The sequence below is a fragment of the Nocardia arthritidis NBRC 100137 genome, assembly GCF_001612765.1.
GTDB classification, from domain to species: domain Bacteria; phylum Actinomycetota; class Actinomycetes; order Mycobacteriales; family Mycobacteriaceae; genus Nocardia; species Nocardia arthritidis.
Map to the genome: position 1 here is coordinate 1 of NZ_BDBB01000063.1, position 25,395 is coordinate 25,395.

General features: G+C 67.8%; 21 protein-coding genes and 2 tRNA genes. 8 read left to right on the top strand and 15 right to left on the bottom strand.

Annotated elements, in window-relative coordinates; all coding sequences use genetic code 11:
- Positions 1-293 precede the first annotated feature (293 nt).
- The 9 genes from NA8_RS30345 to NA8_RS34190 form a co-directional block, all read right to left on the bottom strand.
- The gene (locus NA8_RS30345) at positions 294-1,190 is read right to left on the bottom strand and encodes an NlpC/P60 family protein (RefSeq protein ID WP_063053741.1); all 897 of its coding nucleotides are present in this window, start codon (positions 1,188-1,190) and stop codon (positions 294-296) included.
- A gap of 83 nt (positions 1,191-1,273) precedes the next feature.
- Positions 1,274-3,634, bottom strand: a complete 2,361-nt coding sequence (locus NA8_RS30350; RefSeq protein WP_063053742.1) for a hypothetical protein — start codon at positions 3,632-3,634, stop codon at positions 1,274-1,276.
- Between the two features lie 98 nt (positions 3,635-3,732).
- The gene (locus tag NA8_RS30355) at positions 3,733-6,258 is read right to left on the bottom strand and encodes an ATP-binding protein (RefSeq protein ID WP_063053743.1); all 2,526 of its coding nucleotides are present in this window, start codon (positions 6,256-6,258) and stop codon (positions 3,733-3,735) included.
- Positions 6,258-6,797, bottom strand: coding sequence for a hypothetical protein (locus NA8_RS30360; protein ID WP_245664067.1), 540 nt, complete (start codon positions 6,795-6,797; stop codon positions 6,258-6,260). The genes NA8_RS30355 and NA8_RS30360 overlap by 1 nt, the downstream gene beginning before the upstream one ends.
- On the bottom strand, positions 6,794-7,054 hold the full coding sequence (locus NA8_RS30365; protein ID WP_039796594.1) for a hypothetical protein: 261 nt from the start codon (positions 7,052-7,054) through the stop codon (positions 6,794-6,796). The genes NA8_RS30360 and NA8_RS30365 overlap by 4 nt, the downstream gene beginning before the upstream one ends.
- Before the next feature lie 16 nt (positions 7,055-7,070).
- Positions 7,071-8,075 (bottom strand): conjugal transfer protein, encoded by a 1,005-nt coding sequence (locus NA8_RS30370; RefSeq protein ID WP_245664068.1) that lies wholly within the window; start codon positions 8,073-8,075, stop codon positions 7,071-7,073.
- A gap of 67 nt (positions 8,076-8,142) precedes the next feature.
- Positions 8,143-9,267, bottom strand: coding sequence for a GAF domain-containing protein (locus NA8_RS30375; protein WP_063053745.1), 1,125 nt, complete (start codon positions 9,265-9,267; stop codon positions 8,143-8,145).
- A 378-nt stretch (positions 9,268-9,645) separates the two neighbouring features.
- Positions 9,646-10,539, bottom strand: a complete 894-nt coding sequence (locus tag NA8_RS30380; RefSeq protein ID WP_063053746.1) for an ROK family protein — start codon at positions 10,537-10,539, stop codon at positions 9,646-9,648.
- Between the two features lie 50 nt (positions 10,540-10,589).
- A complete protein-coding gene (locus NA8_RS34190; protein WP_157107009.1) occupies positions 10,590-11,042 on the bottom strand; it encodes a hypothetical protein in 453 nt (150 codons plus the stop codon).
- Between the two features lie 267 nt (positions 11,043-11,309).
- Here NA8_RS34190 and NA8_RS30395 point away from each other — a divergent pair, with 267 nt between their 5' ends.
- A complete protein-coding gene (locus tag NA8_RS30395; protein ID WP_063053748.1) occupies positions 11,310-12,032 on the top strand; it encodes a MerR family transcriptional regulator in 723 nt (240 codons plus the stop codon).
- A gap of 371 nt (positions 12,033-12,403) precedes the next feature.
- Here the strand turns inward: NA8_RS30395 and NA8_RS30400 are convergent.
- Both NA8_RS30400 and NA8_RS30405 read right to left on the bottom strand, forming a co-directional pair.
- Positions 12,404-12,480 (bottom strand) — tRNA-Pro (locus NA8_RS30400).
- Between the two features lie 47 nt (positions 12,481-12,527).
- Positions 12,528-12,601, bottom strand: a tRNA-Gly gene (locus NA8_RS30405).
- A gap of 1,051 nt (positions 12,602-13,652) precedes the next feature.
- On the opposite strand from NA8_RS30405, the gene NA8_RS30410 reads away from it, so the two are divergent.
- On the top strand, positions 13,653-14,603 hold the full coding sequence (locus tag NA8_RS30410; RefSeq protein ID WP_063053749.1) for a GGDEF domain-containing protein: 951 nt from the start codon (positions 13,653-13,655) through the stop codon (positions 14,601-14,603).
- A 25-nt stretch (positions 14,604-14,628) separates the two neighbouring features.
- Here the strand turns inward: NA8_RS30410 and NA8_RS30415 are convergent, their stop codons facing one another.
- Entirely contained in the window at positions 14,629-15,441 is an 813-nt protein-coding gene (locus NA8_RS30415) for an Fpg/Nei family DNA glycosylase (protein WP_063053750.1), read from the bottom strand.
- Positions 15,442-15,464: 23 nt separating this feature from the next.
- Positions 15,465-15,938 (bottom strand): ribose-5-phosphate isomerase, encoded by a 474-nt coding sequence (locus NA8_RS30420; protein WP_062977163.1) that lies wholly within the window; start codon positions 15,936-15,938, stop codon positions 15,465-15,467.
- A 365-nt stretch (positions 15,939-16,303) separates the two neighbouring features.
- On the opposite strand from NA8_RS30420, the gene NA8_RS30425 reads away from it, so the two are divergent.
- Positions 16,304-17,218, top strand: coding sequence for a M48 family metallopeptidase (locus NA8_RS30425; protein ID WP_084467198.1), 915 nt, complete (start codon positions 16,304-16,306; stop codon positions 17,216-17,218).
- 40 nt (positions 17,219-17,258) lie between these two features.
- Here NA8_RS30425 and NA8_RS30430 read toward each other — a convergent pair whose 3' ends face one another.
- Positions 17,259-17,900 (bottom strand): mycothiol-dependent nitroreductase Rv2466c family protein, encoded by a 642-nt coding sequence (locus tag NA8_RS30430; protein ID WP_084467201.1) that lies wholly within the window; start codon positions 17,898-17,900, stop codon positions 17,259-17,261.
- Positions 17,901-18,079: 179 nt separating this feature from the next.
- Here NA8_RS30430 and NA8_RS30435 point away from each other — a divergent pair, with 179 nt between their 5' ends.
- The 4 genes from NA8_RS30435 to NA8_RS30450 all read left to right on the top strand — a co-directional run bounded on the left by NA8_RS30435 (position 18,080) and on the right by NA8_RS30450 (position 21,731).
- A complete protein-coding gene (locus tag NA8_RS30435; RefSeq protein WP_063053753.1) occupies positions 18,080-19,312 on the top strand; it encodes an NAD(P)/FAD-dependent oxidoreductase in 1,233 nt (410 codons plus the stop codon).
- Between the two features lie 109 nt (positions 19,313-19,421).
- Complete coding sequence (locus NA8_RS30440) at positions 19,422-19,823, top strand: YciI family protein (RefSeq protein WP_174550162.1); 402 nt, start codon at positions 19,422-19,424, stop codon at positions 19,821-19,823.
- Entirely contained in the window at positions 19,820-21,181 is a 1,362-nt protein-coding gene (locus tag NA8_RS30445; protein WP_084467199.1) for an RNA polymerase sigma factor, read from the top strand. The genes NA8_RS30440 and NA8_RS30445 overlap by 4 nt, the downstream gene beginning before the upstream one ends.
- Before the next feature lie 73 nt (positions 21,182-21,254).
- Entirely contained in the window at positions 21,255-21,731 is a 477-nt protein-coding gene (locus tag NA8_RS30450; protein WP_063053754.1) for an NUDIX hydrolase, read from the top strand.
- Between the two features lie 3 nt (positions 21,732-21,734).
- On the opposite strand, the gene NA8_RS30455 is transcribed toward NA8_RS30450, so the two are convergent.
- Positions 21,735-22,571, bottom strand: coding sequence for a phosphoribosylaminoimidazolesuccinocarboxamide synthase (locus tag NA8_RS30455; protein WP_063053755.1), 837 nt, complete (start codon positions 22,569-22,571; stop codon positions 21,735-21,737).
- A 219-nt stretch (positions 22,572-22,790) separates the two neighbouring features.
- On the opposite strand from NA8_RS30455, the gene pepN reads away from it, so the two are divergent.
- Positions 22,791-25,373, top strand: a complete 2,583-nt coding sequence (gene pepN, locus NA8_RS30460) for an aminopeptidase N (RefSeq protein WP_063053756.1) — start codon at positions 22,791-22,793, stop codon at positions 25,371-25,373.
- Positions 25,374-25,395: the final 22 nt, after the last annotated feature.

Consider the following 25,395-nt stretch of genomic DNA (forward strand, 5'->3'; position numbering starts at 1 on the left):
GCTGCTGACCAGGCACACCGGACGAACCGGGCTGAGACGGAACACCCGGAGGACCCGGGACCCCGGCCTCACCGCCACCGTTCGGCTGACCGGAACCGGTTTGCCCCGGCCCAGGCGACCCGGACTGCCCCGGTCCGGGCGACGGACTGCCCGGCTGACCCGGCAACCCACCGGGCCGTGGCCGCCGCTGATCCGGCCGGTGTGTCCACGGTGTCACCGGTCCCGGCGGCGCCTCGGCTTCCTCACCCGCCTCTATCTGCGGCTCTACTTCTGTAGGTGGCATCGTGTGTCCGTCACATCCCGCTGCTCAGGACCCGCTTCACCCGCACATCATTCGTGCTGGGGATGGGCCGCTCGACGAAACCGCCGTTCGCCGCATCGATAGTGACGAGCAGCGTGCCGCTGACCGCGATGCCGACTTGGGTGGGCGCATTCCTCCGGTAGTTCCAGAAGACCAGATCGCCCTCCGATACGGCGGAGGGGTCCACTCGTTGACCGCAGGCTCCTTGCGCCGCGACGGTGCTCGGCAGCACGACCACCGTGGCGCCCGAGCTGTCGGGCTGACCGCATGGCCGCGCCGTACCGCTCGGCTGCCGGCCGGCATCCGCTGCCGGCGGCTGCGCCACCGGGCCCGCCGTGGCTTCGCACCGCCCGCTGGACTGCGCGGCCGACGCCCGATAGATGACCGACCTGGTGAACTCGGCAGCATCCGGTGGGTCACCGGCGCTGCCCTGCGCTCCGCCGGCCGATGCTCCGGCTCGGCTCGACGATGCTCCGGCTTGCGCGAGCGCGAGCCGACCCGCGCACTCGGCGCCGATTCCCGAATTGCCGATGAGCAGTGGGGGATCTTGGTAAGGGGCGTCCTTCAGCGCAGTGGCACATGCGCGCTGCCAATCGGACACATCGGTGTCGTCCGGCGCGATGGTCAGTTGCGCGTACGGATTCGTCGTGGGAGCGGTGGTCACACCAGCCGCCGGTGCGCTGAGCGCAGTCGGCCGCACCGCCGTCGACGCCCGGGTCGCGGTCGCGGTCACGGTCTGGGAGGGGTCGGGCCCCACCGCACTGTCGCACTGGTAGTGCAGATCGGAGGCGATCGCCGAGGTCGCCCCGCCGATGACCAGCACCAGGCCCATCAGGATCACGAACAGGACACCTACGCCCCCGAGCACCAGCCATATCCAGAGCGGCATCAGGACGAACGTTAGGAGACGACCGATCATCGACTGCCTTTCTGCGATATCTGCCCCGCTGTCTTGCCCTCATCGCGGGGTGATCAGCGGCCGCGCGGGTTTCTGAGGGGATTGAGAATCCTGCCCGGAATCGGGGGCAGCGGCTGTGCGGGGTTCGGCTGTGGGAGCGAGACAGCACCCGTGATATTCCGGCCCGCCTGCCATTGGTCGGTCTGGGCGGCTTTGTCGATTTCGGAACGCAGTACTCGGATCCGCTCGAAGTCGTTGGGATTTTCGGCTACCCAGTTGGTGGCCGCCTGGACCCGCAGCGCATGCTCGTTGGAGATCCAGCTCCTCAACCGGTCCGCTTCGGTTTGATTCAGGTCCCGGCCATTGATCTGCAGCCGCGCGGCGGAACCGCCCGTGATCGGCCCCTCGGCATGGGCCTGCAGTGCATCGATCCATTGCTTGTGTGGATTGTCGATGTAATCTCTGCCGAGCTGGGCCAGCTCTTCCGAAATGTGCACACCGCCCTGATAATCACCTCGATACCGATCGACGCTGGCCTCCAACCCGTGGAACCTGGCCATCATCATGCCCGGATTCGTATGGAAGTCCCGCTCGAAATGCTTATGCGCGGCGACTACACGGCCGAGGTGCTTCGATGCGAGCGGCTCGTCGTCCGCGTGCCGGATGATATCTGCTCGCGCAATGGTCGCCCGTTGCCCTCTTCCCCAGCTGACACCGGCCATCCGGAGGGCGTACTGCACGCTGCCCATCATGCCTGTCGCATGCGCGACATTCTCCGCCGCGAAGGCGGCGGCTCTTTCACTGTTGCGGCGCGCCCCGGACCTCGCTATTCCAGCTCGCGCGAAATCGGCGGAGGACACCCGATCGTACGCGGCACCGTGCGCGGCATTTCTCAGGTCCCGTGAACTCAGGCCCCTCGCCTTGTTCCTCTTGTCGACATGATCCACCCGCGAGAAGGGATTCAGCGGGTTGAGACGGCCCCCGAACATCCATGCGGTGACCGGCGAGCTGTTGATGGTACTGACCGCGCCGAGCATTGCCAGCGGGGTCAACGAGTTGGCCGCGCCGGAGTTACCCATCCCCAAGTTCATACCCATGGCGGCGCCGCCGCCTGCACCCTGCGCCGAACCGCCGCTGTGTATCGCCGACCCGATGCGGTTGACCACCCATTCGTTGGCCTCGTCGATATTCCTGCTGAGCCGCCGCACCTGGACGATGGCGACGACCTCGACAGCCGCCCCGATGACGAAGATAACCATGATCTGGCCGTTCGCAGCGCGGAACAGGCTGCCCAGCAGCAGCTCGTAGATGCCGAGGGCGATGACGAAAAAGGCCATCTTCCCGGCGGCGATGAAGCCGTGGACCACACAACGGACGGTGAACGTCTGCGTCGGACCGTAGATGTACCCGCCTGCGGCGAACCCGAAGATCGATGCGAACCCGTAGTAGATGAGGTCGAGGGCAGCCCACATGATCTTGAAGGACAAGTACGCGGCAAAGGCCAACAGGATGAGCGCGCACAGCAGCAGCAGCAGTCCGGCTCCGATTTGACCGACGCTCGGATTCTGCACCGCGGCATACGCGGCTCCGTCGCCGCACGATCGCAATCCGTTCTTCACCCGGTCTTCGCTGCCGGCCGTCATGCCGGCCGACCACGCTGCCCGACAGGACGGGTTGCTGTCCACGACGTGCCCGAAGTTCCACACCTGCAACGGAAGCCGGATGAAATTGTCCGCCATGGTCGATTGCAGAGTGGCGACCAGCTGCCTCGGATTCGGATTGTTGTTCCCGTTCAACCCCGCCGCGACCGAGAGCCCGAGGTCACGCCCTTGCACCAGCACACCGTGGTCGGACAGCGCCTCCGCCATCGGGTTCGCCAGGAAGAACACACCCCCGATCGCGACGATTATCATCGTCACGACCTGTGTAACGGCCTTGGCGTACAGGGCGCGGAGGATGAAGTAGCCCACGAAAAATGCGCCGATTGCCAGCGCCGTCGCGGCGAGCAGGGGTGTCGCGATCTGTAGCGTGAGATTTTTGGCCATCGCCTGCAATGGCGCGCTGATCAGATTCAGCCACCCGAAATCCATCGCCTCCGCGGGGAACCAAACGCCGGTCGTCACGGTAACCAGCCATAACGCGAACATCGGCATGAGGATGATCCACAGCGCGAAATTCCCCAGGTTGAACACTCCGCCGTTATCGACCACCAGTTGGTAGCTCGAGACGTTCACTCCCTGGGAGTCTTTGACGTTCATCCAGCTGGTCGCGCTGTTGGGCGCGGCCCCCTGGGCCAGTGTGCCGGTCTGTGCGATGGACACGGCATGGAGAAGGCCCGGGAAGACGAGCAGCACGAAGAGGGCGATGGCGATCCACGAGATCCTGCGACGACGGCGGGACGCGGCGATCCAAGCCCGGAATCGCCGGAAGACCATCTGTGGTCGCCAACGGTCCGCGTCCCAGAATTGAGGTTCCCAGGGCATTCCGAAGGATGCCCCCTCTGTACGCATGCCGGAGCCGAGCGGTGATCTCATCAGCGCGCCAATCGCTCCGGTAGGGCCGAACGCGCACCGGCGCCGCTGGTCGGAGTGCTCGTGATCGCCGCGGCGCGGTCCGGACGCGCGGGACCCAGAACCTTGCCGCGCCCGATGCGGTTCAGCGCGTCACGCATGAACATCTCGCCTCGGCGCTCCTCGGGGATCTGACGGCCGGGTCCGACCGGAGGCGAGGTCTCTTCGCGAAGAATCTGCAACAGGAAGGGCGCTTCCTCCAGATCGACGCCCAACCACTCCAAACTGTTGCGCGCCAGCGTCTCGTCGCGCTGCCGGAAGACGAACCGGTTCGGGATGAGGTTGTGCGCCGCGCCTTGGAAGTCGGTGGCCGGGTCGTGGGAGGCAAGCCCGATCGCGGCCAGGTGCTTACGGCCGTCGCGGCTGAAATCGGAAGTGACCGCCGAGCCGACCTGCGTCTGCGTGAAGTGGTGCGCCTCGTCGCCGACCAGGAGGCCGAACCTGCCGTTGTCGGAGAGGAACGCCTCGCGCGCCGCCACGCCGACCAGCTCGTACAGCGCCGTGCCGAGCCGTTTCGTCAGCGGCAACCGGTTGTACAGGTGCGGCGTGGTGAGTTCCTCGGCACTCGGCAGCTGCAGGTTGTGGCTGCGCACGACGGTCGCGGCGGCATCGAGGCGCAGCGGTCGCAACTTGGGGTCGAACAGCACCGGCACCCGCTCCACCACGGTGCCCAGGCGCGCCGCGAGATCAGCGTATTCCTCGCCGCGCTCGGGGTGGTCCCGTAACCGGCGCACGACGTGGTACAGATCGAGCAGACTCTTGATCTTGTGCTCGGCCATGCCTCTGGGCGACAGCAGGTTGCTCACCGCTGCGCCCGCGCCGGAGGTCGGCGACAGATCCAGTAGCGGCAGGATCGAGTCGAGCGCACGTTCACCCGCGATCCGCAGGGGGAACAACCGCAGCGGATCCAGCGACACCGTGGGATTGGCGAGGTCGATGATGACCGCGTCATCGATCGACCGCGCGAAATGCTCCCACTCGCCGACCTGACTGCGGTCGATCGCGAGGAACTGCCCGCCCATGTCGTGCACCAGCACGGCCATCAGCTTGAGGAAATAGGATTTGCCCGAGCCGAGTTCGCCGGTCACCGCGAACGAGGCGGACAGGTCGTGCAGCGCGGCCTCCATGATGCCGAAGTGGATCGGCTCGAAATGCCCCGAAAGCAGGTTGACCCCGATCACCGGCCCGCTGTCGTCACCGATCTGACTGGTGGTGAACGGCACGAATCCAGCCCACATGTCCGAGGGGACGATATGCGCGAAGTCATCGAAGGCCCGGCGTGGCGGGCTGCCGGGAACCAGCATCGACCACAGGTCGACCTGCGCGCCGACCGGCGCGACCATATCGACCTGGAACCGTTTGTAGCGGCGCTTGAGCGTATTGACCGCGTCCATCGTGGCGTCCCGCGACGGCCCGCCGATCGCGATGACGGTGGTGAACGAGACCTCTGATTCACCGCCGTTGACTTCGAAGTGCTGGTTGTACTCACCGAGCATGCGCGCTTTCGACGCCAGCGTGTTCTGCGCGAACGAGACTTCCTGGTCCCGCTGGTCCATCTGCTCGCCGAGCCTGCGCAAATTGAGCTCGTTGTTCTTGAGGACTTGCTCGGCGGGCTTGGTCGAGATCCGCATGCCCCAGTCGACGGTGACGTCGCCGAGGCCCTCCAGTACGTTCAGAAACTCGCTGCCTCCGGGAAACGTCATGCCTGCGTACGGGAATGAGTGCGGTGTCAGCATGGCCTGGTAGGAGGGGCGGTATTCGAAATCCGGCTGCACAACCTTGATCACGGGCACGAACGACGGACGGACACGCCGGTTGCTGTCGGCTTGCGCCCCCTCGTCGAGCGCGGCGGAGCGGAAGACCGCCGCGGTCGCGTCGTCCAGCGCGCCCGCGCGGGTGGGCGCCACCGGGTCCCCGGCCGCGCCACGCGAAAGGTAGTGCTCCCACAACCATTGGAAAAGGGCGGCGGGCACCGGCTGCGGATCGAAGTCCCCGCCGATCCTGGACAGGATCTCGTTCGCCTTCTCGTCGTAGGCGTCCAGGTCGGCGCGTGCGATCGCCGTCGCGTCGATCGTGGTGGTGCTACCGCGCCACAGGCGCGACAACGCGGACATACTGGAGTTGCTGGCCCCGACCGGGATGGACAGCAGGAAGATGCGGGTCTGCGGCATGATCGCGTGCACGCGCTCGTAGGAGGCGACCACTTCGTCGGCGTAGTCCTCGCACTCGTCCAGGTCGACGCCCTCCACCATCTTGGTGAGCACGTCGATCGTGTTCAGCCGCGCCTGGATGCCCAGCAGCAACGATCCGCTCGGCAAGTTGGTGACCAGCGCGTGATGCGCCATCTTCACGTCGTACTTGTCACCGGCCTTGCGTAAGCCGTAACCGAGCGGATTGATGAAATAGGTCGCGGTGACCAGACCCGAATGGGTGAACTGGAGATTGCCGCGAATCGCCGCGGTGGGCTGTAGATCTCGTCCGAGTGCCATCAGGGGCTTCCTTCGGTGGAAGTACCGTTGCCGTTGTCCTTGCCGTTCAGTCGCCTCCACAGATCGGTGGCCTTGCCACTCCCGTTCAGCACCTCGAGCATCCGGATGCCGGACTTCGGCTCGGCGGCCACCGCCGCACCGGGGCGGTCTGGCAGCAAGAGGACCACGGTCTCCTCGATGAACAGGGTGTGGCGCACCGAGTCATTGGTGATCGGCATGCCCGAGGCGGACACCGGCTTGCGGTAGACGATGAGCCTGCCCAGCCATAGGGCTCGTGAGGTCATCCGGACGCCGGTGTACGGGACCAGTCCCAGCACGAAAACCGCCAAGATGGTCATGGCCAGACCGGCGATGAAGGTTACGGCCGGGTTGACCGGAAAAGTCATGGCGCACACAGACGTCACCGACATCATCGCCACACCGGCGGCGACCTGGGGCAGGGTGTACGGGCCGAACGGCAGCTTCTGCCCGTTCTGCGCCTTGCCGATCATCGTGGGCACACGTTTGATCGGCGTGAACACCTTGATCACCTGGGTCATCGATACCCACCGATAGGGTGATCGGGGACGATGAGGTTGGCATCCGTTCGGGCGTAATTGATGGTCGTCGGCAGAATCCAGATCACCACCCCGGCCATCAATCCGGATCCGAAGACGACGATGATCCTCGCGGGCGACAGCCTGGATTTCGCCGCCTCGGAGATCACCACACCGATCGTGACGATGGCGATGATGATCATGCCGCCCCAACGGACAAAGATCAGGATGCCATAGAGGATGTTGCTCAGATTACCCATCGGGCTGCCTCTCGGATCAGTTCTGAGTCGCCGGCGGAATCGTCACCGACGTCGAGGGTGGCGAGGTAGAAGTGGGCGGCGCTCCACCTCGGGAATCCCCGCCTGCGACCACCGCCAGCGGGGTCGACAGAGCGGGAATCGGATCTATCGAAACCACCTGCCACTGGCCGGCATTGCGGATCATGGTGAGCGGGTAGGCGAGTGTCGCGGCGGCGCCGGTATCGGCTTTGGGGTTGACGGTGGCCATCACCTGGGCCTTGGCGCCGCCGGAGCCGCAGCTCGAATCATCTGTGATGAGCGAGGCCAGCTCGACGGCGGTGAACGGGGGCGGTTTCAGGGGGGCCAGCCCGGCATCCGGCGTGGTGTAACGCGTCACGTCACCCTTTCCGGTGAGCATGGCACTGAGGAAACCCGCGGCGACCTGCCCGAGCGGCGTATCCGGTGCACAGGGCGCACCGTAGGCCAGTTTGAGATCGACGCCTTTCGCCGGAGGCTGTACCTCCGCGGGTGTCGACAGCGCACGAAGCCGCCCTTCGGACACCGATACCGCGACGCGATAGAACTGCCGCTGCTCCGGCGCGGTGGCGGCGCCGGCTTTGCCGACCCGCACAGACACCGTCACCGACCAGACATCGAGCGCACCCGTGGAGACCACGCGCGAGACATAGGCGATCGATGGATCGGAGACTTGACGGGCAGACGAAGGCAACGTGATCTGTTGATTGGAGCCGACGAATTCGCCGATGCGGTCCTGCTGCCCGGCAACGGCGGTGAGATAGGTGACGACGAACTGCTCGGCGAAGGAGCCGGCCAATTGCGCGCGCCCGACAATTGCCGTCGTCGAATCGTCCGACAGCGGAGGCGGTCCGTCGTCGAAGACACTGAGAATCGCGTGGCCGCCGCCGAGCACGGCGAGTACCGCCAGCACGGCGACCACGATGTTGTCGCGACGGCGGCGGGCGGCCATCCGGCGAAGCAGTGCCTCACCCGAATCTGCCGGTCCACGAACCACTGTCCTCACTCCCGAAATGGTAGAGAGCACTAGGGTTCTTAACCGGCCAGTAGTTCCCAGTCGTGGGAATCAAGTGTCAGCAGGCGGGACTGCTTTTCATCCTGCCCGCCAGCCAATGCCGCAATTGTTCGTCATAGCCGATCGGCGCGCTGCACTGCCGGGGTTCCAGCACCTGGCGATGGGTTTCCAGCAGCGGAACGTCGTCGGCGACCCGGACCAGCTGAGCGATCGCCAGCTGTCTGCTGGAGTACCCGGGATAGGGGTAGAGCAGTAGCGATGTAGGGGTGTAACCGCCGCCGTAGTTGAGCACCCGCAGGGTCACGCCGGCGCTGTCCCCGGAGCGCAGCCGGTCGCCGAGTTCCGCCAGCCGGGGACGGTCGTCGGGATGGAACACATCCACAGGCCGGAACAGATAGTCCCACCGCACCCATGGCGCCGGATCGGTGAGCCAGTGCGAGATACTGGTGTGCTCGAGCTGCACCACGGCCAGATGCGTACCCGCCCGGCGGTGCGCCTCGCGCAACCCGATGCGCTCCAGAGTCGGCCACGCCGACGGCGCGTTCTCCGACGTCACGTCCTCGATCAACCACCAGGCACCGCGCGTGCGCTCGTCGTCGCGGGCGCGAATGGTGATCCGCCACTGGGCCGGGCGACCGAATCCGTGCACCACCGTGGTATCGAACTGCATCCGCTCACCGGGCTTGGGGTCGTAGAGCAGATCGAGCATTTCCGCGTGCCGATCGAAGCTCGACACCCGGTGGAACAGTTCGGCGATCGACATCCGCGGGACGTATTGTTCCGCGGTGCTGCCGGACAACCGTGTGATGCCGCTCGGCTGCTGGATGGTCTGACTGCTCAGGTCCCAGATGGCGCCCACCGCGGGGCGCACCGCGGGCACCCGCTCGGACGCGGGGCCCAGCCACAGCCGCACCGCGTGCACGTCCCCCGCCGGGCCGAAGATCGGACGGATGAGCAGTTGATGCCTTCCCGCGCGCGTCTGGATGGCCAGATCCACGTCCTGCGCTTGGTCGTGCGCGGTTTGGACGGCCTCGGTCAATGCCGCGGTCGTGAGCTTGTCGTACAGCGCGGGCATTTTCGACAGCGTTCGCTGCACCACCCGCTGCCAGCTCGCGAACTCACGCGGTGCATCCCCCACCGACGCCACGGACATGCCGTCCGGCGCCAACGTCTCGATAGTCACCCATGGAATCACTGCGCCACTTCGCTTCGCACTTGCCCGACCAGCCGTTCCTCCGGGTCCGCCTCAACCCGGATGAGACATCTTGTGACTCAGGCAATGTACCGTTATTTAGCGGCTCAATCAACCTGCGACCCTGCCGCCTGCTCCCATGAAGTCTGCGGCACGTCGACCAGACACGCGCAGGGGTGTTCATTTTGTTCACGTTAAGTTCCGGAGAAGTCCTCCTCGACCGGCGCACAGGGCAGTGGCACATCTGCTGCAAACCGCCATACAAGATCAACGGAAGCCAACGGCCGAAGCCGTCAGCATTCACCTAGCAACTTCGAACGCGGGCTTGAAGTTGCTCCTGCCCAACGCATTACGCCAGGGTGGGATAGCTCAGGCATTCCTTCCGGAGAGAGCCAGCACACCTGCGCCCATGATCGTCGCGACGTCACCGAGCTGCGAAGGAATGACGCGCAATCCGGGCAGGAAACTCAGCCGAGCGTGCGTGGCCACCGCCTCGCCGAGCGGTTTCCACAGCACCGGCCCGGCCTCGGCGAGCGAGCCACCGAGCACGACGAGGTCGAGGTCGAGCAGTGCCGTCACCGAGGCGATCGCCCGTCCGAGCGCCGTGCCGGCCCGTCCGAGCGCCGCGGCGGCAATGTCCTCGCCGACGCGGGCGGATTCCAGCAATTCCGGGACCGACGTGCCCGCCCAGCCCTGCTCTCTGGCCCAACGCACCATGGCCAGGCCACCGGCGACCGCTTCCAGGCACCCGCGGCCGCCGCAGGAGCACCGATCGTCGAAGCCGGGGACCAGGACATGACCTACGTGCCCCGCATTACCGGTGCGCCCCACCAAGACGAAGCCGCCTACCACGACCCCGCCGGTGATGCGATCGGAGATACTCAGCGCCAGGCTGTCCATCACCGCGCTCGTCGCGCCGAAACCTCGCTCCGCCAGCGCCAGGCATACGCCGTCCAGCGCGAGCGGAACCTGCGCTTCCGGGAACAGCTTCCGCGCGGCTCGGACGATTTCGAAACCCGCTCGCCACTCCGGAACCTCGGAGGGGGCGATCACCCCGGCCGCCATATCGATCGGCCCTGCCGAAGCGACGCCGAGGGCGGTGACCTGGTCGCCGCCCGCGACCTCGAGCAGCAGCTCCTGGCATCGGTCCCAGGCGCCTGTCGCCGGGATCGGGATCCTCCGGATGTCGTCGGTGTCGACATCGTCGGCGACTCGGGTCGCCGCGAAGCCCGACGACCCGATCTCCAATGCCAGGACTGTCATGAGTTACGCACCACCGAACGACTCGACGCGAAAAGCTGCACGCAGCATAGTCACAGGCCGTCGGTGCCGGTCGGCTTGAGGGGCTGCCCGAGCACGATGTGCCGACGAGGCGCGGGAAGCGTGGATACGGTGCGCAGCGGACGCGGTCCGGTGCGGATGATCCGCATGGGGCGCTTGTGGTCGATCGGCGCGGCACGGTGCCGGTCCAGGTTCTCGATGACGCTGCCCGAATTGTCATAGGCGACGCCCGCCCAGATCATCGCGCGGGGACCGTCTCCGCGGGTGGTCAGCGCCTGCGCCAATTGCTGGCACTGCGCGAGCAAGGGGCAACTCTGACAGGTTCGCACCGCTGCTCGCCAGGCATCCGGATTCCCGGTGTCCATGTCCCAGTTGTCCGGGACGTCGGCGCACGGTGGCCGCTGGTTCGACTTTGCCGGAATCGACGAGACCTTTGCTGATGCAATGGATCCCGTGTCCATCGGAAGGGTTCGCGTAATGCTCATAGCCATCTCCGGGGATGCCGAGCACACACCTCTGGCAGGTGCGTGGCCCATGGATCGGACGGTCATCAGGGCTGCTCAACAGTCCCCGGAACCCAGCCGCGATAAGCTGGTCTACGCACGGTAGCCCACTGTTGCCCAGCACACAACCTTTTGTACCGTTGCGTAACGGCTCGTTGACCTTGAAGCAACGTCCAGCTACCTTCTTTAACGGCACGTTATGAAACGGACCATTTTCCACGGGGGCCCGACTATGGTTTCCTTTTAAACATGGCTGCAGACTCTGAATTCACGATCGACGAACTGGCACGGGCAGCCGACACCACCGTGCGCAGCGTCCGCGTGTACCACGAGCGAGGTCTCCTGCCCTCGCCGGAGGTGCGCGGGCGGATCGGGTACTACGGGTCGGACCACCTCAACCGCCTGCAAACGATCAGCCGCCTGCTGGGGCGGGGGATGAAGCTGAACGGGATCAGGGAGCTGCTGGAAGCCTGGGACCGCGGCGACGGACTTGCCGACGTACTCGGCGTGAAGAACGCGAACGCGGCGGAAGCGGATGCGGAAGCCACCACCGAGCCACAGGACAGCTACGCCGAGTTGCCGGAGTACGCCAAGCAGGCGCTGGCCTCCAGCGAGGACCCGCTCGAGGCCTACCGGGTCACGAATCCCCGGTGCTGCGATCTGGCCACCCGGCTCACCGACACCGGGCTGCCGATGCAGGACACGTTCCAGTTGGTCGAACGTCTGCGCGCCGACTGCGATCGCATCGCCGACCGCTTCGCCACCGAGTTGTTCTTTCGCCTGGCCGGGCAGACCTACGAAGATTCCGCGCGGACCCCCCGGGACCGCACCAAGCTGGAGACCGACCTGGCGATCGCCCGGTTGATCGTCACCCGCGCCACCTCGGAGCTGATCGACCAGGCGTTCGCCCGGCACTCCGAGCTGCCGCCGTCCACGGTGGCCTCCAGCCCACAGGCTCGAGCCGAGCAATGACGGCGCGGTCGCGAACCGACCGTTCTCCTATTTCCATCCGGCACTGTCGAATACTTACGTAGACATTCGCATTCGGGCCTTTTCGAACCGTGCACCGGTCGCCGCGGGCGAATGACTCGCAGCCCTGTTCCGGCGCATCGAACACGACGCCCGGCGAATCGCTGAACATACCTACGTAGGACCAGTGCCGAAGGGTTGCCACGGGATGCCCCGGCAGCAACGCGCGGCACTCCGCCCCCAGCTCCACGCGTCCCCCCGACCTTCTCCGACGTGTATGAAACCCGGTGAGATGCCGTAGGTATACCGATCCGAGGAGACGGTGCAGCCGCCGCTCCCGACGAGACCCGAGGACGAATCCCGCCCCCGAACGATGGTCGGGGTGACAGGATTTGAACCTGCGACCCTCCGCTCCCAAAGCGGATGCGCTACCAAGCTGCGCTACACCCCGTGGCCCCCGCGGCGGCGGGGCGGCCGTCGACGAGGATGAATGCTCCGTGGAGCGGGTGACGGGAATCGAACCCGCACCATCAGCTTGGAAGGCTGAGGTTCTACCATTGAACTACACCCGCAGGCATACGACACCGATGGGATCGCCACGATGTCGTGTGCGATCCGACTGTACCGAACCCGGCTTCCGAAACGCCAATCAGCCCCCCGCGCAGCGAGATCTCGCAGGTTGCCCGCAGGAACGCTCCGGGGTTGCCGCGACCAGTGTCGCACGGCGGGCCCGCCGTGACACGCTGACGCGCTCGAGAATATTTAAAGGCTATTTTTCATTGAAACTCTGGCGTGTCGGATTCCGGTGGGCGAAACTCGAATGACACACTTGTCACCCCAGGAACATCGCTCGAGGGATTTCCGATGAGGACCGCACGACTCGCCGTCACGGCCGACACACTCGGTGTGTCACCGAGCCACGGCCGCGCGGCCGGGAGCGACTCGACGCGGCGCACGCGGAGGCGAGGTCCATCCCGCGAACCCTGGGCCGATCGCGCAGCAACCCGTCCGCCGGGAGCGTCGGCATATCGAGCGGCCATCCCCCTCACCCGCCGGTGCGCATCGCGCACGCGGCCGAGGCGGGCTCCGGCGTCGCGGCCCGAAGCGACGGCGTATGCCACCCGAACCGTCTCGGCCGGACCACCGCCGGTAAGCGACTACCCTCGGAACACTCGGCACAACCATTCGGAACTCGACAGGGAAGACGAGGTTCTCGCGTGCGAGAACAGACTCTCGTGAGGCAGGCGGCGCCTGGCCGGACCGGACCGCCGCCGTTGCTCGCGCACCACTCCCCGCACACCTCCCGCAGCGTGTCGCCAGCGCGTCGCGGCGCGATTTTGCAGCGAACGAGAATCGGGTGTAACACCAACGCGACGGGAACGATCACATACCCGATCGCTATTCACGAGGCATCGAGAACACGTTGCAAATCAGCGCTTTTCGATGCCGAGTGGCTTGCTAGGATCCTTTTTGCCGGACGGGGGTATCTGGAAAGGGGGCGGTGAGCGTGCGCCGAACCAGGTGGACACAACCGCGTAGCAGTGGGAACGATCAGGGTGACGCCGGCACCTGTGTGACTACAGGGCACCTGGGTACCGACGTCACTCACACCGGGTGAGTCCGATGTCGACCGACATCGAGCCCCCGGTAGCCGCCATGGCCCGCGCCTGGGCCCGTGCGGTCTGCGCCGAGCCCGGTTCGGGCGCGGCGCCCCAGCAGTTGGAACCGGTGCTGATCGAGATCGTCGAGCGCTTGCTCAGGCTCGCCAGGTCCGAGCCGTTCCCGGTGCCCGAAGCACGGATGCTCGGCGCCCGGCTCGCCGAGGCGCCGTTCGACCGGATCCGGATGCTGGCGCAGGCCACGCGCTGGCTGCTAGGTTTCCCCTCCGGCGCGCCCGGTTCCCTCGTGGCCACCCGCTGGCCGTTCATCGCCAGCCAGGCCATCGATAGTTACGCCCAGGCGCTGCAAGAGCGCGCCCTCGCGCAACAGGAGCAGAACCTGTCGGCCAAGGTGTCGCTGCGGGTGCAGGAGATCGCCGCCTTGCAGCACCGGTTGCGCCACGAGGCCACCCACGACGCGCTCACCGATCTCGCCAACCGGACGTTGCTTCAGGACAAGGTGCGCCTGATGGCCACCGACCCGACCCGCGGCGTCGGACTGCTGCTGATCGACCTGGACCGGTTCAAGCAGATCAACGACGGGTACGGACACGCGATCGGCGACGAGGTGCTGGTCGAACTGGCCGGCAGGCTGCGCGAAGCCTGCCCTCCGGACACCGTGATCTGCCGGTACGGCGGCGACGAGTTCGTGCTCGCGACCAACCCGCGCCACAACAACCTCGGCGACCTCGCGCATCGGATCGTGGCCGCCCTGCGCGACCCGGTCTGGTCGTCGGCCGGGCCCGTGCCCGTATCCGCCAGCGTCGGCACCGCCTACAGCCCGCCGGGCAGCCCGATCGATTTCACCGACCTGCTGCGCCGCGCCGACCGCGCGATGTACTCCGCCAAGACAGCAGGCGGTCGCCGCTTCGCCCTCGCGGACGAGCCGGACATCGACACCGCCGTCGCAGGCTGAGCCGGACCTATCGGCCGCCGCCGGGTCAGCCGGGCTGACAGGCGGGGCACCAGAAGAGATTCCGGGCCTCCATCACCTGATGGGCGATCGGGGTCCCACACAGCCGGCACGGGGCACCCTGGCGGCGGTAGACGTAGGTGCGCGGACGGTCCTTGGCGTACGAGGGCTCGCCGTGATCGTGTTCGGGCCGCACCACAACCATCTTCCCGACTCGCACGCCCACCCGCATGAGCGCGACGAGATCCGACCACATCTGCGCCCATTCGCCTGCCGACAGCCCCGTGCCGGGGCGGTGCGGCGAGATCCGATGCCGGAAGAGCAGTTCCGCGCGATAGACGTTACCGACCCCGGCGACCACCTGCTGGTCCATCAGCAGCGCGCCGATCGGCCTGCGGGAACGCTGGATCCGCCGCCATGCCCGATCGGGGTCGGCGCCGCGGCGCAGCGGGTCCGGGCCGAGCCGGTCGGTGAGCGCCGCCACCTCCGGTGGCAGCAGGATCTCGCACGCGGTGGGCCCGCGCAGGTCGGCGCCGAAGCCCGGCTGCCCGTCCGGGCCCCCGAACACGCGCATCCGGACCTGGCCGACCGGCTCCCCCATCGGCAGCGCGGATTCGGTGAAGGTGCCGTACAAGCCGAGATGCACGTGCACGACCAAGCCCGAGTCGTAATGGTGCAGCAGATGTTTGCCCCACGCCTCGGATTTCGTCAGCACCTGCCCGTCCACCCGGGCCGCACCCGTGGCGAACTTGCCCTGCGGGCTCGACACCCGCACCACACCGCCCGCGAGGCGACGCTGATGCAGCCGCGCGAGGCGGTGCAGCGTATGTCCTTCCGGCACAGCCCGTTACGACCTCGGTGCGCTCAGTACGCGGGGACCGCAGGGGCGACGCCGGTCTTCTCGTACTCGGCCAGGATGTCGATGCGCCGCTGGTGGCGCTCCTCGTCCGACCACGGGGTGGACACGAACGCGTCCACGATGGCCAGCGCTTCCTCGGTCGAGTGCATGCGGCCGCCGATACCGATCAGTTGCGCGTTGTTGTGCTCGCGGGCGAGCTTCGCGGTCTCCACGCTCCAGGCCAGCGCGCAGCGGGCGCCGGGCACCTTGTTCGCGGCGATCTGCTCGCCGTTGCCGCTGCCGCCGAACACCAGGCCGAGGCTGCCCGGGTCGGCCACCGTCCGGCGGGCCGCCTCGATGCAGAAGGCGGGGTAGTCGTCGAGCGCGTCGTACTCGAGCGCACCGCAGTCGACGACCTCGTGGCCCGCCTGCTCCAGATGGGCCTTGACAAGATTCTTCAGTTCGAAACCGGCATGATCGGCACCCAGATAAACGCGCATGGCAGGCATTGTGTCAGGCCGCCGCTGCGCGGGCGGCAAGAGGGCGTCCCCCGCGATTAACACCGCGGTGGGCCCGCGCGAATCGAGTGATACGCCAGTTGTGTTGGCGGCCACAGGGCCCGGTGACACGACCGACGCGCCAGCCCCATTCCCGGCAACTGAATAGAGTTCATCCCATGCAGCCGTTCGAACCCCAGCCGCCCGACCAGGCGGGCCGACAGGCCGACCCGTATGCCCAGCAGGGCGGGTGGGTCTCGGCTCAGGACACGCCTGCCGCACCCTACGGCCGGACGTATACCTCGGGCTCGTACCCGGCCGCTCCTCCCGCGTATCCGGCGCCGTACGGGTCCCACCCCGGCGCGCCGATGCCGCCGCCCGTGGCGCAGCGGCAGCCTCGCGGTCTGTCGCCCTTCGGCATGCCCGCCCGGCACAGCTGGGAGATCCCGATGCTCGTCGTCGTGGTGGTGCTGACCGTGTTCGCGTACCTGATCGCGCTGGCGCTGCTCGCCACCGGCAACTTCGACCAGTACGTTCTGGCGTTCGCGGCCGCTCCGCTGCTGCTGTGGTTCGGCCGCGGCGTCAACTACGCGGGCCAGCGGGTCAACGGCGTGCGGATGTCGCCGACCCAGTTCCCCGAGGGCTACCAGATGGTGGTCGACGCCGCCGCCCGCTTCGGCATGGCGAAGGTGCCGGACGCGTACGTGGTGCTCGGCAACGGCCAGATCAACGCGTTCGCCAGTGGACACGGCTTCCGGCGCTACGTGGTGGTCTACAGCGACTTGTTCGAGATCGGCGGCGCCGCGCGCGAACCCGACGCACTGGCGTTCATCATCGGGCACGAGGTCGGCCACATCGCGGCGGGGCACACGTCGTATTGGCGGCAACTGGGCATGTTCCTCGTGCCGTTCCTGCCGATCATCGGCAGCAGCCTGATCCGCGCACAGGAGTACACCGCCGACAACCACGGCTTCTGCAATCGGCATACCGGGGCGTCCGCCGCCATGGGCACCCTGGCCGCGGGCAAGTACATGAACAGGCTGGTCGGCTTCGACGAGATGGCCGACCGGGCCGTCGTCGAGAAGGGATTCTTCGTCTGGATGGTGAACGCCTTGTCCAGCCATCCGGTGCTCACCTGGCGGATGTGGGCGCTGCGCGACCGCAGCAGGCACGGAAAGCTGTTTCTGCGCCCGGCGCCGCCCGTGGGCGCGAGCGTGCCCGCGGGCGACTACGCGAGCTCCTACGGTCAGCTACCGGCGAGCCCACCGAAGTCCGTGCTGTGACGATGCGCGGGTGCCGCGCGTCGGCACCCGCGCACGGTGCTCAGTCGAACGACGGATCTTCCGTCCGCGTGCGCTTCAGCTCGAAGAAGTGCGGGTAGGACGCCAGCGCTACGGCGCCGTCCCAGAGCTTGCCCGCTTCCTCGCCGCGCGGGATCCGGGACAAGACCGGGCCGAAGAACGCGGTCCCGTTGATGTGGATGGTCGGAGTGCCGACATCCGGCCCCACCTTGTCCATGCCCGCGTGGTGGCTCTTGCGCAGCGCCTCGTCGTAGTCGGTGCTCTCGGCGGCCGCGGCCAGCTCGGCGGGCAGGCCCACCTCCGCGAGCGAGTCGGCGATCACCGCGGCGAGGGACTCCTTGCGGCTCTCGCGTTCGTACTCGGCACGCCGGTTGTGGATGCGCGTGCCCATGGCGGTGTACAGCGGCAACAGGACCTTGTCGCCGTGCTCCTGCGCCGCGGCGATCGCGACGCGGACCGGACCCCAGCCGGTGGCGAGCATTTCCTGGTACTGCGGGGGCACGTCCTTGCCCTCGTTCAGCACCGACAGGCTCATCACGTGGAAGCGGGCTTCGATGTCACGTACCTGCTCGACCTCGAGAATCCAGCGAGACGTGATCCAACACCACGGGCACAGCGGGTCGAACCAGAAATCGGCGACGTCCTTGGTGGCTTTGTCGGTCACGGGCGGCTTCCTCTCGATCACGTCTGGACGGACGGCGCACACATTCGGCCGCCCTACCGAGCAACCACGGCGGCTCGCGATTCGTTCCCATCCGCGGAGCCGTTTTCCCGAGCGACGCGCACCGCTGCCAGTAGGGTTGGTCGGCAAGAGCTTGGTTGCCTTCGGAGAAGGAGTCCGCGATGAGTTCTGACCGTCGTTTCGTCATCGTCGGCGGCGGGCTGGGCGCGGCCAAGCTCGCGGAAACGTTGCGCGCCAAGGACTTCGACGGAACCGTGACGCTGATCGGGGCCGAGGAGCACCTGCCCTACGAGCGGCCGCCGCTGTCGAAGGAGCACCTCGCCGGGAAGAAGTCGCTGCCCGAGTTCACCGTCGTTCCCGCGCAGTGGTACCGCGACCACCACATCGAAGTCCGCCTCGGCACCACCGTCACCGGACTCGACCCCGCGGCGAAGACGATCACCCTGCCCGACGATTCCACCCTGCCCTACGACAAGCTCGCCCTCGCCACCGGTTCGACGCCGCGGACGCTGCCGATTCCCGGCGCCGACGCGCCCAACGTGTACACATTGCGGACCATCGAGGATTCCGACACCTTGATCGAACTGTTCGGCAGCGCGCGCCGGATCGTCATCATCGGAGCGGGCTGGATCGGCCTGGAGGTCGCGGCGGCGGCGCGCGCGGCCGGGGTCGAGGTCACCGTCATCGAACGCGCCGACCTGCCGCTGCTGGCGGTGCTCGGCCCGGAGATGGCCCAGGTCTTCGCCGACCTGCACCGCGCCAACGGTGTCGATTTCCGATTCGGCGCGCAGGTCGACGCGATCACCACCGAGGAGGCCATCGCCACCGACGTCGCCAACGGCGTCCGGCTTGCGGACGGCAGCACGATCGAAGCCGACGCGATACTGGTCGCCGTCGGCGCGCGTCCGAACGTTGATCTGGCCGCCGAGGGCGGGCTCGCGGTGGACGACGGCGTGCTCGTCGACGAACGCCTCGCAACCAGCGATCCGGATATCGTCGCGGTCGGTGACATCGCGGCGCAGCAGCACCCGGTCCTCGGCAGGCGGATCCGGGTGGAGCACTGGGCGAACGCACTCAACCAACCCGCGGTCGCCGCCGCGACAATGCTCGGCGAGCAGGCCGCCTACGACCGGCTGCCCTACTTCTTCACCGACCAATACGACCTGGGCATGGAGTACACCGGGTTCGCCGCGCCGGGTGAATACGCCAGGGTCGTCGTGCGCGGCGATACGGCGGCGCGCGAGTTCGTGGCGTTCTGGCTGGACTCCGGCAACCGGGTGCTCGCCGGGATGAACGTGAACGTCTGGGACGTGACCGACCGGATCAAGGAACTGATTCTCGCGGGCGAGCCGGTCGACCCGGACCGGCTGGCCGACACCGCCACCGAGCTGTGACGGGGATCACCGAGAAATTGTGTCGAATCCGCGCGCGCGGCTGCGACCTGCTCGCGAGCGCCACCGGGGCGCTCCACGCGGCCGGAGGCCGGAAAAGAGGACGCGACTGATGAAGTACATGCTGCTGAAGACCTACGGGCCTACCGCGTACTGCGACACACCGATCAACGAATGGTCCCCGGAAGAGATCCGAGCGCACATAGACTTCCAGCGCGCGCTGGGTGCGCAGCTGGCCGAGGCGGGCGAGCTGGTGGACGCGCAGGGATTGGCCGGGCCGGACGAGGCACGGATCGTCAGTTCCGACGGCCGGTCGGCGCCGGTGGTCACCGACGGGCCTTTCCCGGAGACCAAGGAGTTCCTGGCCGGATACTGGATCGTCGACGTGGACAGTCCCGAACGGGCCTACGAGATCGCCGCGCAGGCCTCCGCCGCACCCGGCCCGGGCGGTAAACCGATTGGCGAGTACATCGAAGTTCGCGCGGTGATGGGCGCCCCCGCCACCGAGCAATGAGCGACCGGCGTGCGGTGCCCGACGACACACCGCTCCCGGCGAGCACCGAGGACCTGCTGCGCGCACTGGCGCCGCAGGTCCTCGGAACGCTCCTCCGCCGCTTCGGCGACTTCGACACCGCCGAGGACGCGTTGCAGGAAGCGCTGCTGGCGGCCGCGACCCAGTGGCCGAAGGAGGGCTTGCCGGACAATCCACGGGCCTGGCTGATCCAGGTCGCGCAGCGCCGCATGGCCGACGCCGTGCGCGCGGAGGTGGCCCGGCGACGCAGGGAGACCACCGCCTTCGACCGCGAGAGGACCGACGTCGTCCCGGTGGACCACGACGACACGCTCACCATGCTGTTCCTGTGCTGCCATCCGGCGATCTCGCCCGCCGCCGCCATCGCTCTGACGCTGCGCGTGGTGGGCGGCCTGGGCACCGACCAGATCGCCCGCGCCTTCCTGTTGCCGGAAGCGACGATGGCGCAGCGGATCACCCGGGCGAAGAAGAAACTGGCCACGGTCGAGCGGCCGTTCGCACAGCCGGGTGACCAGCGGTGGCGGGAGCGTCTGGGTGCGGTCCTGCACGTGCTGTACCTGATCTTCAACGAAGGCCACACCAGCAGCTCGGGGCACACGTTGCACCGGACGGACCTGTCCGACGAGGCGATCCGGCTCACCAGGGCGGTGCACCGGCTGCTGCCCGAAGACCCCGAGGCCACCGGCCTGCTCGCATTGATGCTGCTCACCGACGCCCGGCGCGCGGCGCGCACCGGTCCACACGGCGAACTCATCCCGCTGGCCGAGCAGGATCGCACGCAATGGGACCGGGCGCTGATCACCGAAGGAACGACCCTCGTCACCGGCACGCTCGCGGGCGGCCTGCGTGGCCCCTATCAGATCCAGGCGGCCATAGCGGTGCTGCACGCGCAGGCCGCACGTGCCGAGGACACCGAGTGGACCAAGATCCTGGCGCTGTACGACCGGCTCGAACAGCTCTCGGACAATCCCATGGTGACGCTGAACCGGGCGGTGGCGACGGCGATGGTGGCGGGGCCGCGAGCCGGTCTCGCGCTGGCCGAAGCCCTCGACGACCGGCTGCCGGGGACCCACCGGCTCGACGCCGTTCGCGGCCACCTGCACGAGATGGCCGGTGCGGTGGACGCGGCAATCGATTGCTACACCAAGGCCGCCGCCCGCACGACGAGCGTCCCCGAACGCGACTACCTCACGATCCGCGCGGCACGGCTGCGCCAGAAACGCGGAAAAATCTCGCCGGGTGAGGCGCATGTCGAGGCTTCGCGGATCCGGCCTGCGGGCGGCTCGGCATGGAGCGGTCCGAAGCCGGCGAGCGGCGACGACGGGGCGTTCGTCGCGTAGCGGCTGCTCCGGCGACGCGCCCGGCAGAACGGCCGAGGAGGCTCGGCCGAGCACGACCGGGCAGACTACGCGTGTGGCAGGCAGACACAGTGCGGGAGTCCTTCTCTTTCGCCGCAACTCCGACGGCGCCGTCGAGGTGTTGCTCGGGCACATGGGTGGCCCGTTCTGGGCGCGAAAAGACTTGGGCGCGTGGTCGATTCCGAAGGGCGAGTACGAACCGCAGACGGAGGACGCACGCGCCGCGGCGAGCCGCGAGTTCACCGAGGAACTCGGACTTCCGGTCCCGGACGGCACGTGGCGGCCGCTGGGCGAGATGCGCTACAGCAGCGGTAAGAAGGTCCTCACCGCCTGGGCCGTCGAGGGCGACCTCGACCCCGCCGCCGTGGCGCCGGGAACCTTCGAGCTGGAATGGCCGCCTCGCTCCGGCCGGTTCGCGCAGTTCCCGGAGATAGATCGCGCGGAGTGGTTCGACACGGCCACCGCACGCGACAAACTGGTGGCCGGCCAGCGGCCCTGTCTGGACCGGCTGACCGAGCTGCTCACCGACTGAGTGTTACCGCGGCACGCCCGCCCAGGCCCGGCCGGTGATGAGTTCGTAGGCCTCGACATACTTCTCGCGCGTCGCCGCGACGACATCGGCCGGGATCTCCGGCCCGGGCGCCTCCTTGTTCCAGCCCGTGGAGGTGGACCAGTCGCGAACGAACTGCTTGTCGAACGAACGCTGCGCGCGGCCCGGCTCCCACTCGTCGGCGGGCCAGAACCGCGAGGAATCCGAGGTGAGCACTTCGTCGCCGAGGGTGAGCACGTCACCGTCCCAGCCGAATTCGACCTTGGTGTCGGCGACGATGACACCCCGTTCGGCGGCGTGCGCGGCCCCGCGGGTGTAGATGTGCAGGGTCAGCTCGCGCAGTCGCTCGGCGACCTCGCGCCCCTCCTGGTTCACCACGTCCGCGAAGGTGATCGGCTCGTCGTGCCCCTCGGACGCTTTGGTGGTCGGTGTGAAGATCGGCTCCGGCAGCCGGTCGCCCTCGCGCAGGCCGGGCGGCAGCGCGACCCCGGACACCGAGCCCGTCCGCCGGTAATCCACCAGCCCCGAGCCGGTCAGGTAACCGCGCGCGATGCACTCCACCTGAACCATCTTCAACGGTTTGACCCGGATGCCTCGACCGGCGAACTCGGCGGGCACGTCGGTCGCGGAGACCACGTGGTTGGGCACGTCGGTGAAGTACTCGAACCACCAATTCGACAGCTGCGTCAGCAGTGCGCCCTTGTCCGGGATCGGCGTCGGCAGCACCACGTCGTACACCGACACCCGGTCGGAGGCGACCAGCAGCAGCGTGTCGCCGTCCTCGTACAGGTCACGCACCTTCCCGGCGTGCACATGCTTCAACGTCGAGCCTCCGAATCCGTGGTGGTGAACCTGTGCTGTACCAGGCACAATACCGTCGCCCCCGCGCCCGGCCGTCGCGCCGCCCGAGTCACACCGCCGTACCGGCGCGCGAGAGGGCCCGATCATCGAGGTTTGTCGGGAAAGTCCCGCGCGGCCCGCTACGCCGAGGTGGCATTGTGGGTGTCGCCCGTGCCAGTTCTTCGACCCCGAAGGAGCCTTATGTCCGCACCCAATCTCACTCGCGACCAAGCGATCGAACGCGCCGCGACAGTGTCGGTCGAGAACTATCGCGTCGAGCTGGACCTCACCGACGGCGCGGGCGAACCGGGCGAGCAGACCTTCTTCTCCCGCAGCACCGTGACCTTCACCGCGACGCCGGGCGCGAGCACGTTCATCGACATCGTGGCGCGCGGCGTGCGCTCGGCGGTACTCAACGGCAGCGCGCTGGACATCGCCGACTACGACGAGTCGACCGGCATCACGCTGACCGGCCTGGCCGAGCGCAACGAGCTGGTGGTGGAGGCCGACTGCGAGTACTCGCACACCGGCGAGGGCCTGCACCGGTTCGTCGATCCGGCCGACGACGCGGTGTACCTGTACTCGCAGTTCGAAACCGCCGATGCCAAGCGCATGTTCGCCTGCTTCGACCAGCCGGATCTCAAAGCCACCTTCGACCTCGCCGTCACCGCCCCGGAGGACTGGCAGGTCATCTCCAACGCCGCCGTCGTGCAGACGCTCGCGCCGGAGCCGGGCAAGCACGTCTTCCGTACCACGCCGAGGATGAGCACCTACCTGGTCGCGCTCATCGCAGGCCCGTACGCGCAGTGGACCGACGTCTACACCGACGAGCACGGCAGCATCCCGCTGGGCATCTACTGCCGCGCCTCGCTGGCCGAGTACATGGACGCCGAGCGGCTGTTCACCGAGACCAAGCAGGGTTTCGGCTTCTACCACCGCAACTTCGGCGTGCCGTACGCGTTCGGCAAGTACGACCAGCTGTTCGTCCCCGAGTTCAACGCGGGCGCGATGGAGAACGCGGGCGCGGTGACCTTCCTGGAGGACTACGTCTTCCGGTCCAAGGTCACCCGGGCGTCCTATGAGCGCCGCGCCGAGACCGTGCTGCACGAGATGGCGCACATGTGGTTCGGCGACCTGGTCACCATGAAGTGGTGGGACGATCTGTGGCTGAACGAGTCGTTCGCCACCTTCGCGTCGGTGCTGTGCCAGTCCGAGGCCACCGAATACGCCAGCGCGTGGACCACGTTCGCGAACGTGGAGAAGTCCTGGGCCTACCGGCAGGACCAGCTGCCCTCCACCCACCCGATCGCCGCGGACATCCCCGATCTCGCCGCGGTCGAGGTGAACTTCGACGGCATCACCTACGCCAAGGGCGCCAGCGTCCTCAAGCAGCTCGTCGCCTACGTCGGTCTCGAGCCATTCCTGGCCGGTCTGCGCGCGTACTTCGCCGATCACGCCTACGGCAACGCCACCTTCGACGACCTGCTGTCGGCGCTGGAGAAGTCGTCCGGTCGCGATCTGTCCACGTGGGGCGCGCAGTGGCTCAAGACCACCGGACTGAACATCCTGCGCCCGGACTTCGAGGTGGACGCCGAGGGGAAGTTCGGCTCCTTCGCGGTGGTGCAGGAAGGCGCGCAGCCCGGCGCCGGTGAGCGGCGCGTGCACCGCCTGGCCATCGGCGTGTACGACGACCAGGACGGAAAGCTGGTGCGCACGAAACGCGTCGAACTCGACCTCGACGCCGCCGAACGGACCGAGGTGCCCGAGCTGGTCGGCGTGCCACGCGGCAAGTTCGTGCTGGTCAACGACGACGATCTCACCTACTGCTCGATCCGCCTCGATGCCGATTCGCTCGACGTGCTGGTCAACCGCATCGCCGACATCGCGGAGCCGCTGCCGCGCACGCTGGCCTGGTCGGCGGCCTGGGAGATGACCCGCCAGGCCGAGTTCCGCGCCCGCGATTTCGTGGCGCTGGTCGAGCGTGGCGTCGGCGCCGAGACCGAGATCGGCGTGGTGCAGCGGCTGCTGATGCAAGCCAACACCGCGCTGAGCAGCTACGCCGATCCCGAATGGGCCGCGGCCACCGGCTGGCCGGAATACGCGAACCGGCTGCTGGAGCTGGCGCGCGAAGCCGAGCCCGGCTCCGACCACCAGCTGGCCTTCGTCAACGCGCTGACCGGCGCGAAGCTGTCGGCTTGGCACACCGAGGTGCTGCGCGAACTGCTCGACGGTGATCCGGCCAAGGTCGGGCTGCCCGGTCTGGCCGTCGACACCGATCTGCGCTGGCGAGTCCTCGCCGCGCTCGCGGCGGCGGGCGAGGTCGACGCCGACGGGCTGGACACGCCGGTCATCGACCAAGAGCTGTCCAACGACCCGACCGCGGCGGGCAAGCGGCAGGCGGCCGCCGCGGCGACGGCGCGTCCGATCGCCGAGGTGAAGGAGCAGGCGTGGGCGACGGTGATGGGCGACGACTCGGTGCCCAACGTCACCGCCCGCTCGATCGTCGGCGGCTTCGCGCCCGCCGGACAGGGTGAGCTGCTCACGTCCTACGTGGAGCGATATTTCGCCGAGGTCCCCGGCGTCTGGGAGCGCCGCTCGAGTGAAGTCGCCCAGACCGTCGTGGTAGGCCTCTACCCGCACTGGGCGATCAGCGAGGACGCGGTGGCCGTCGCCGACAAGTTCCTCGCGGGCGACCACCCGCCGGCGCTGCGCCGCCTGGTCAGCGAGGGCAAGGCGGGCATCGAACGCTCGCTGCGCGCCCGCGCCTTCGACGCCCAGCCGTAGACGAAACCGGCGCTCCACCCGA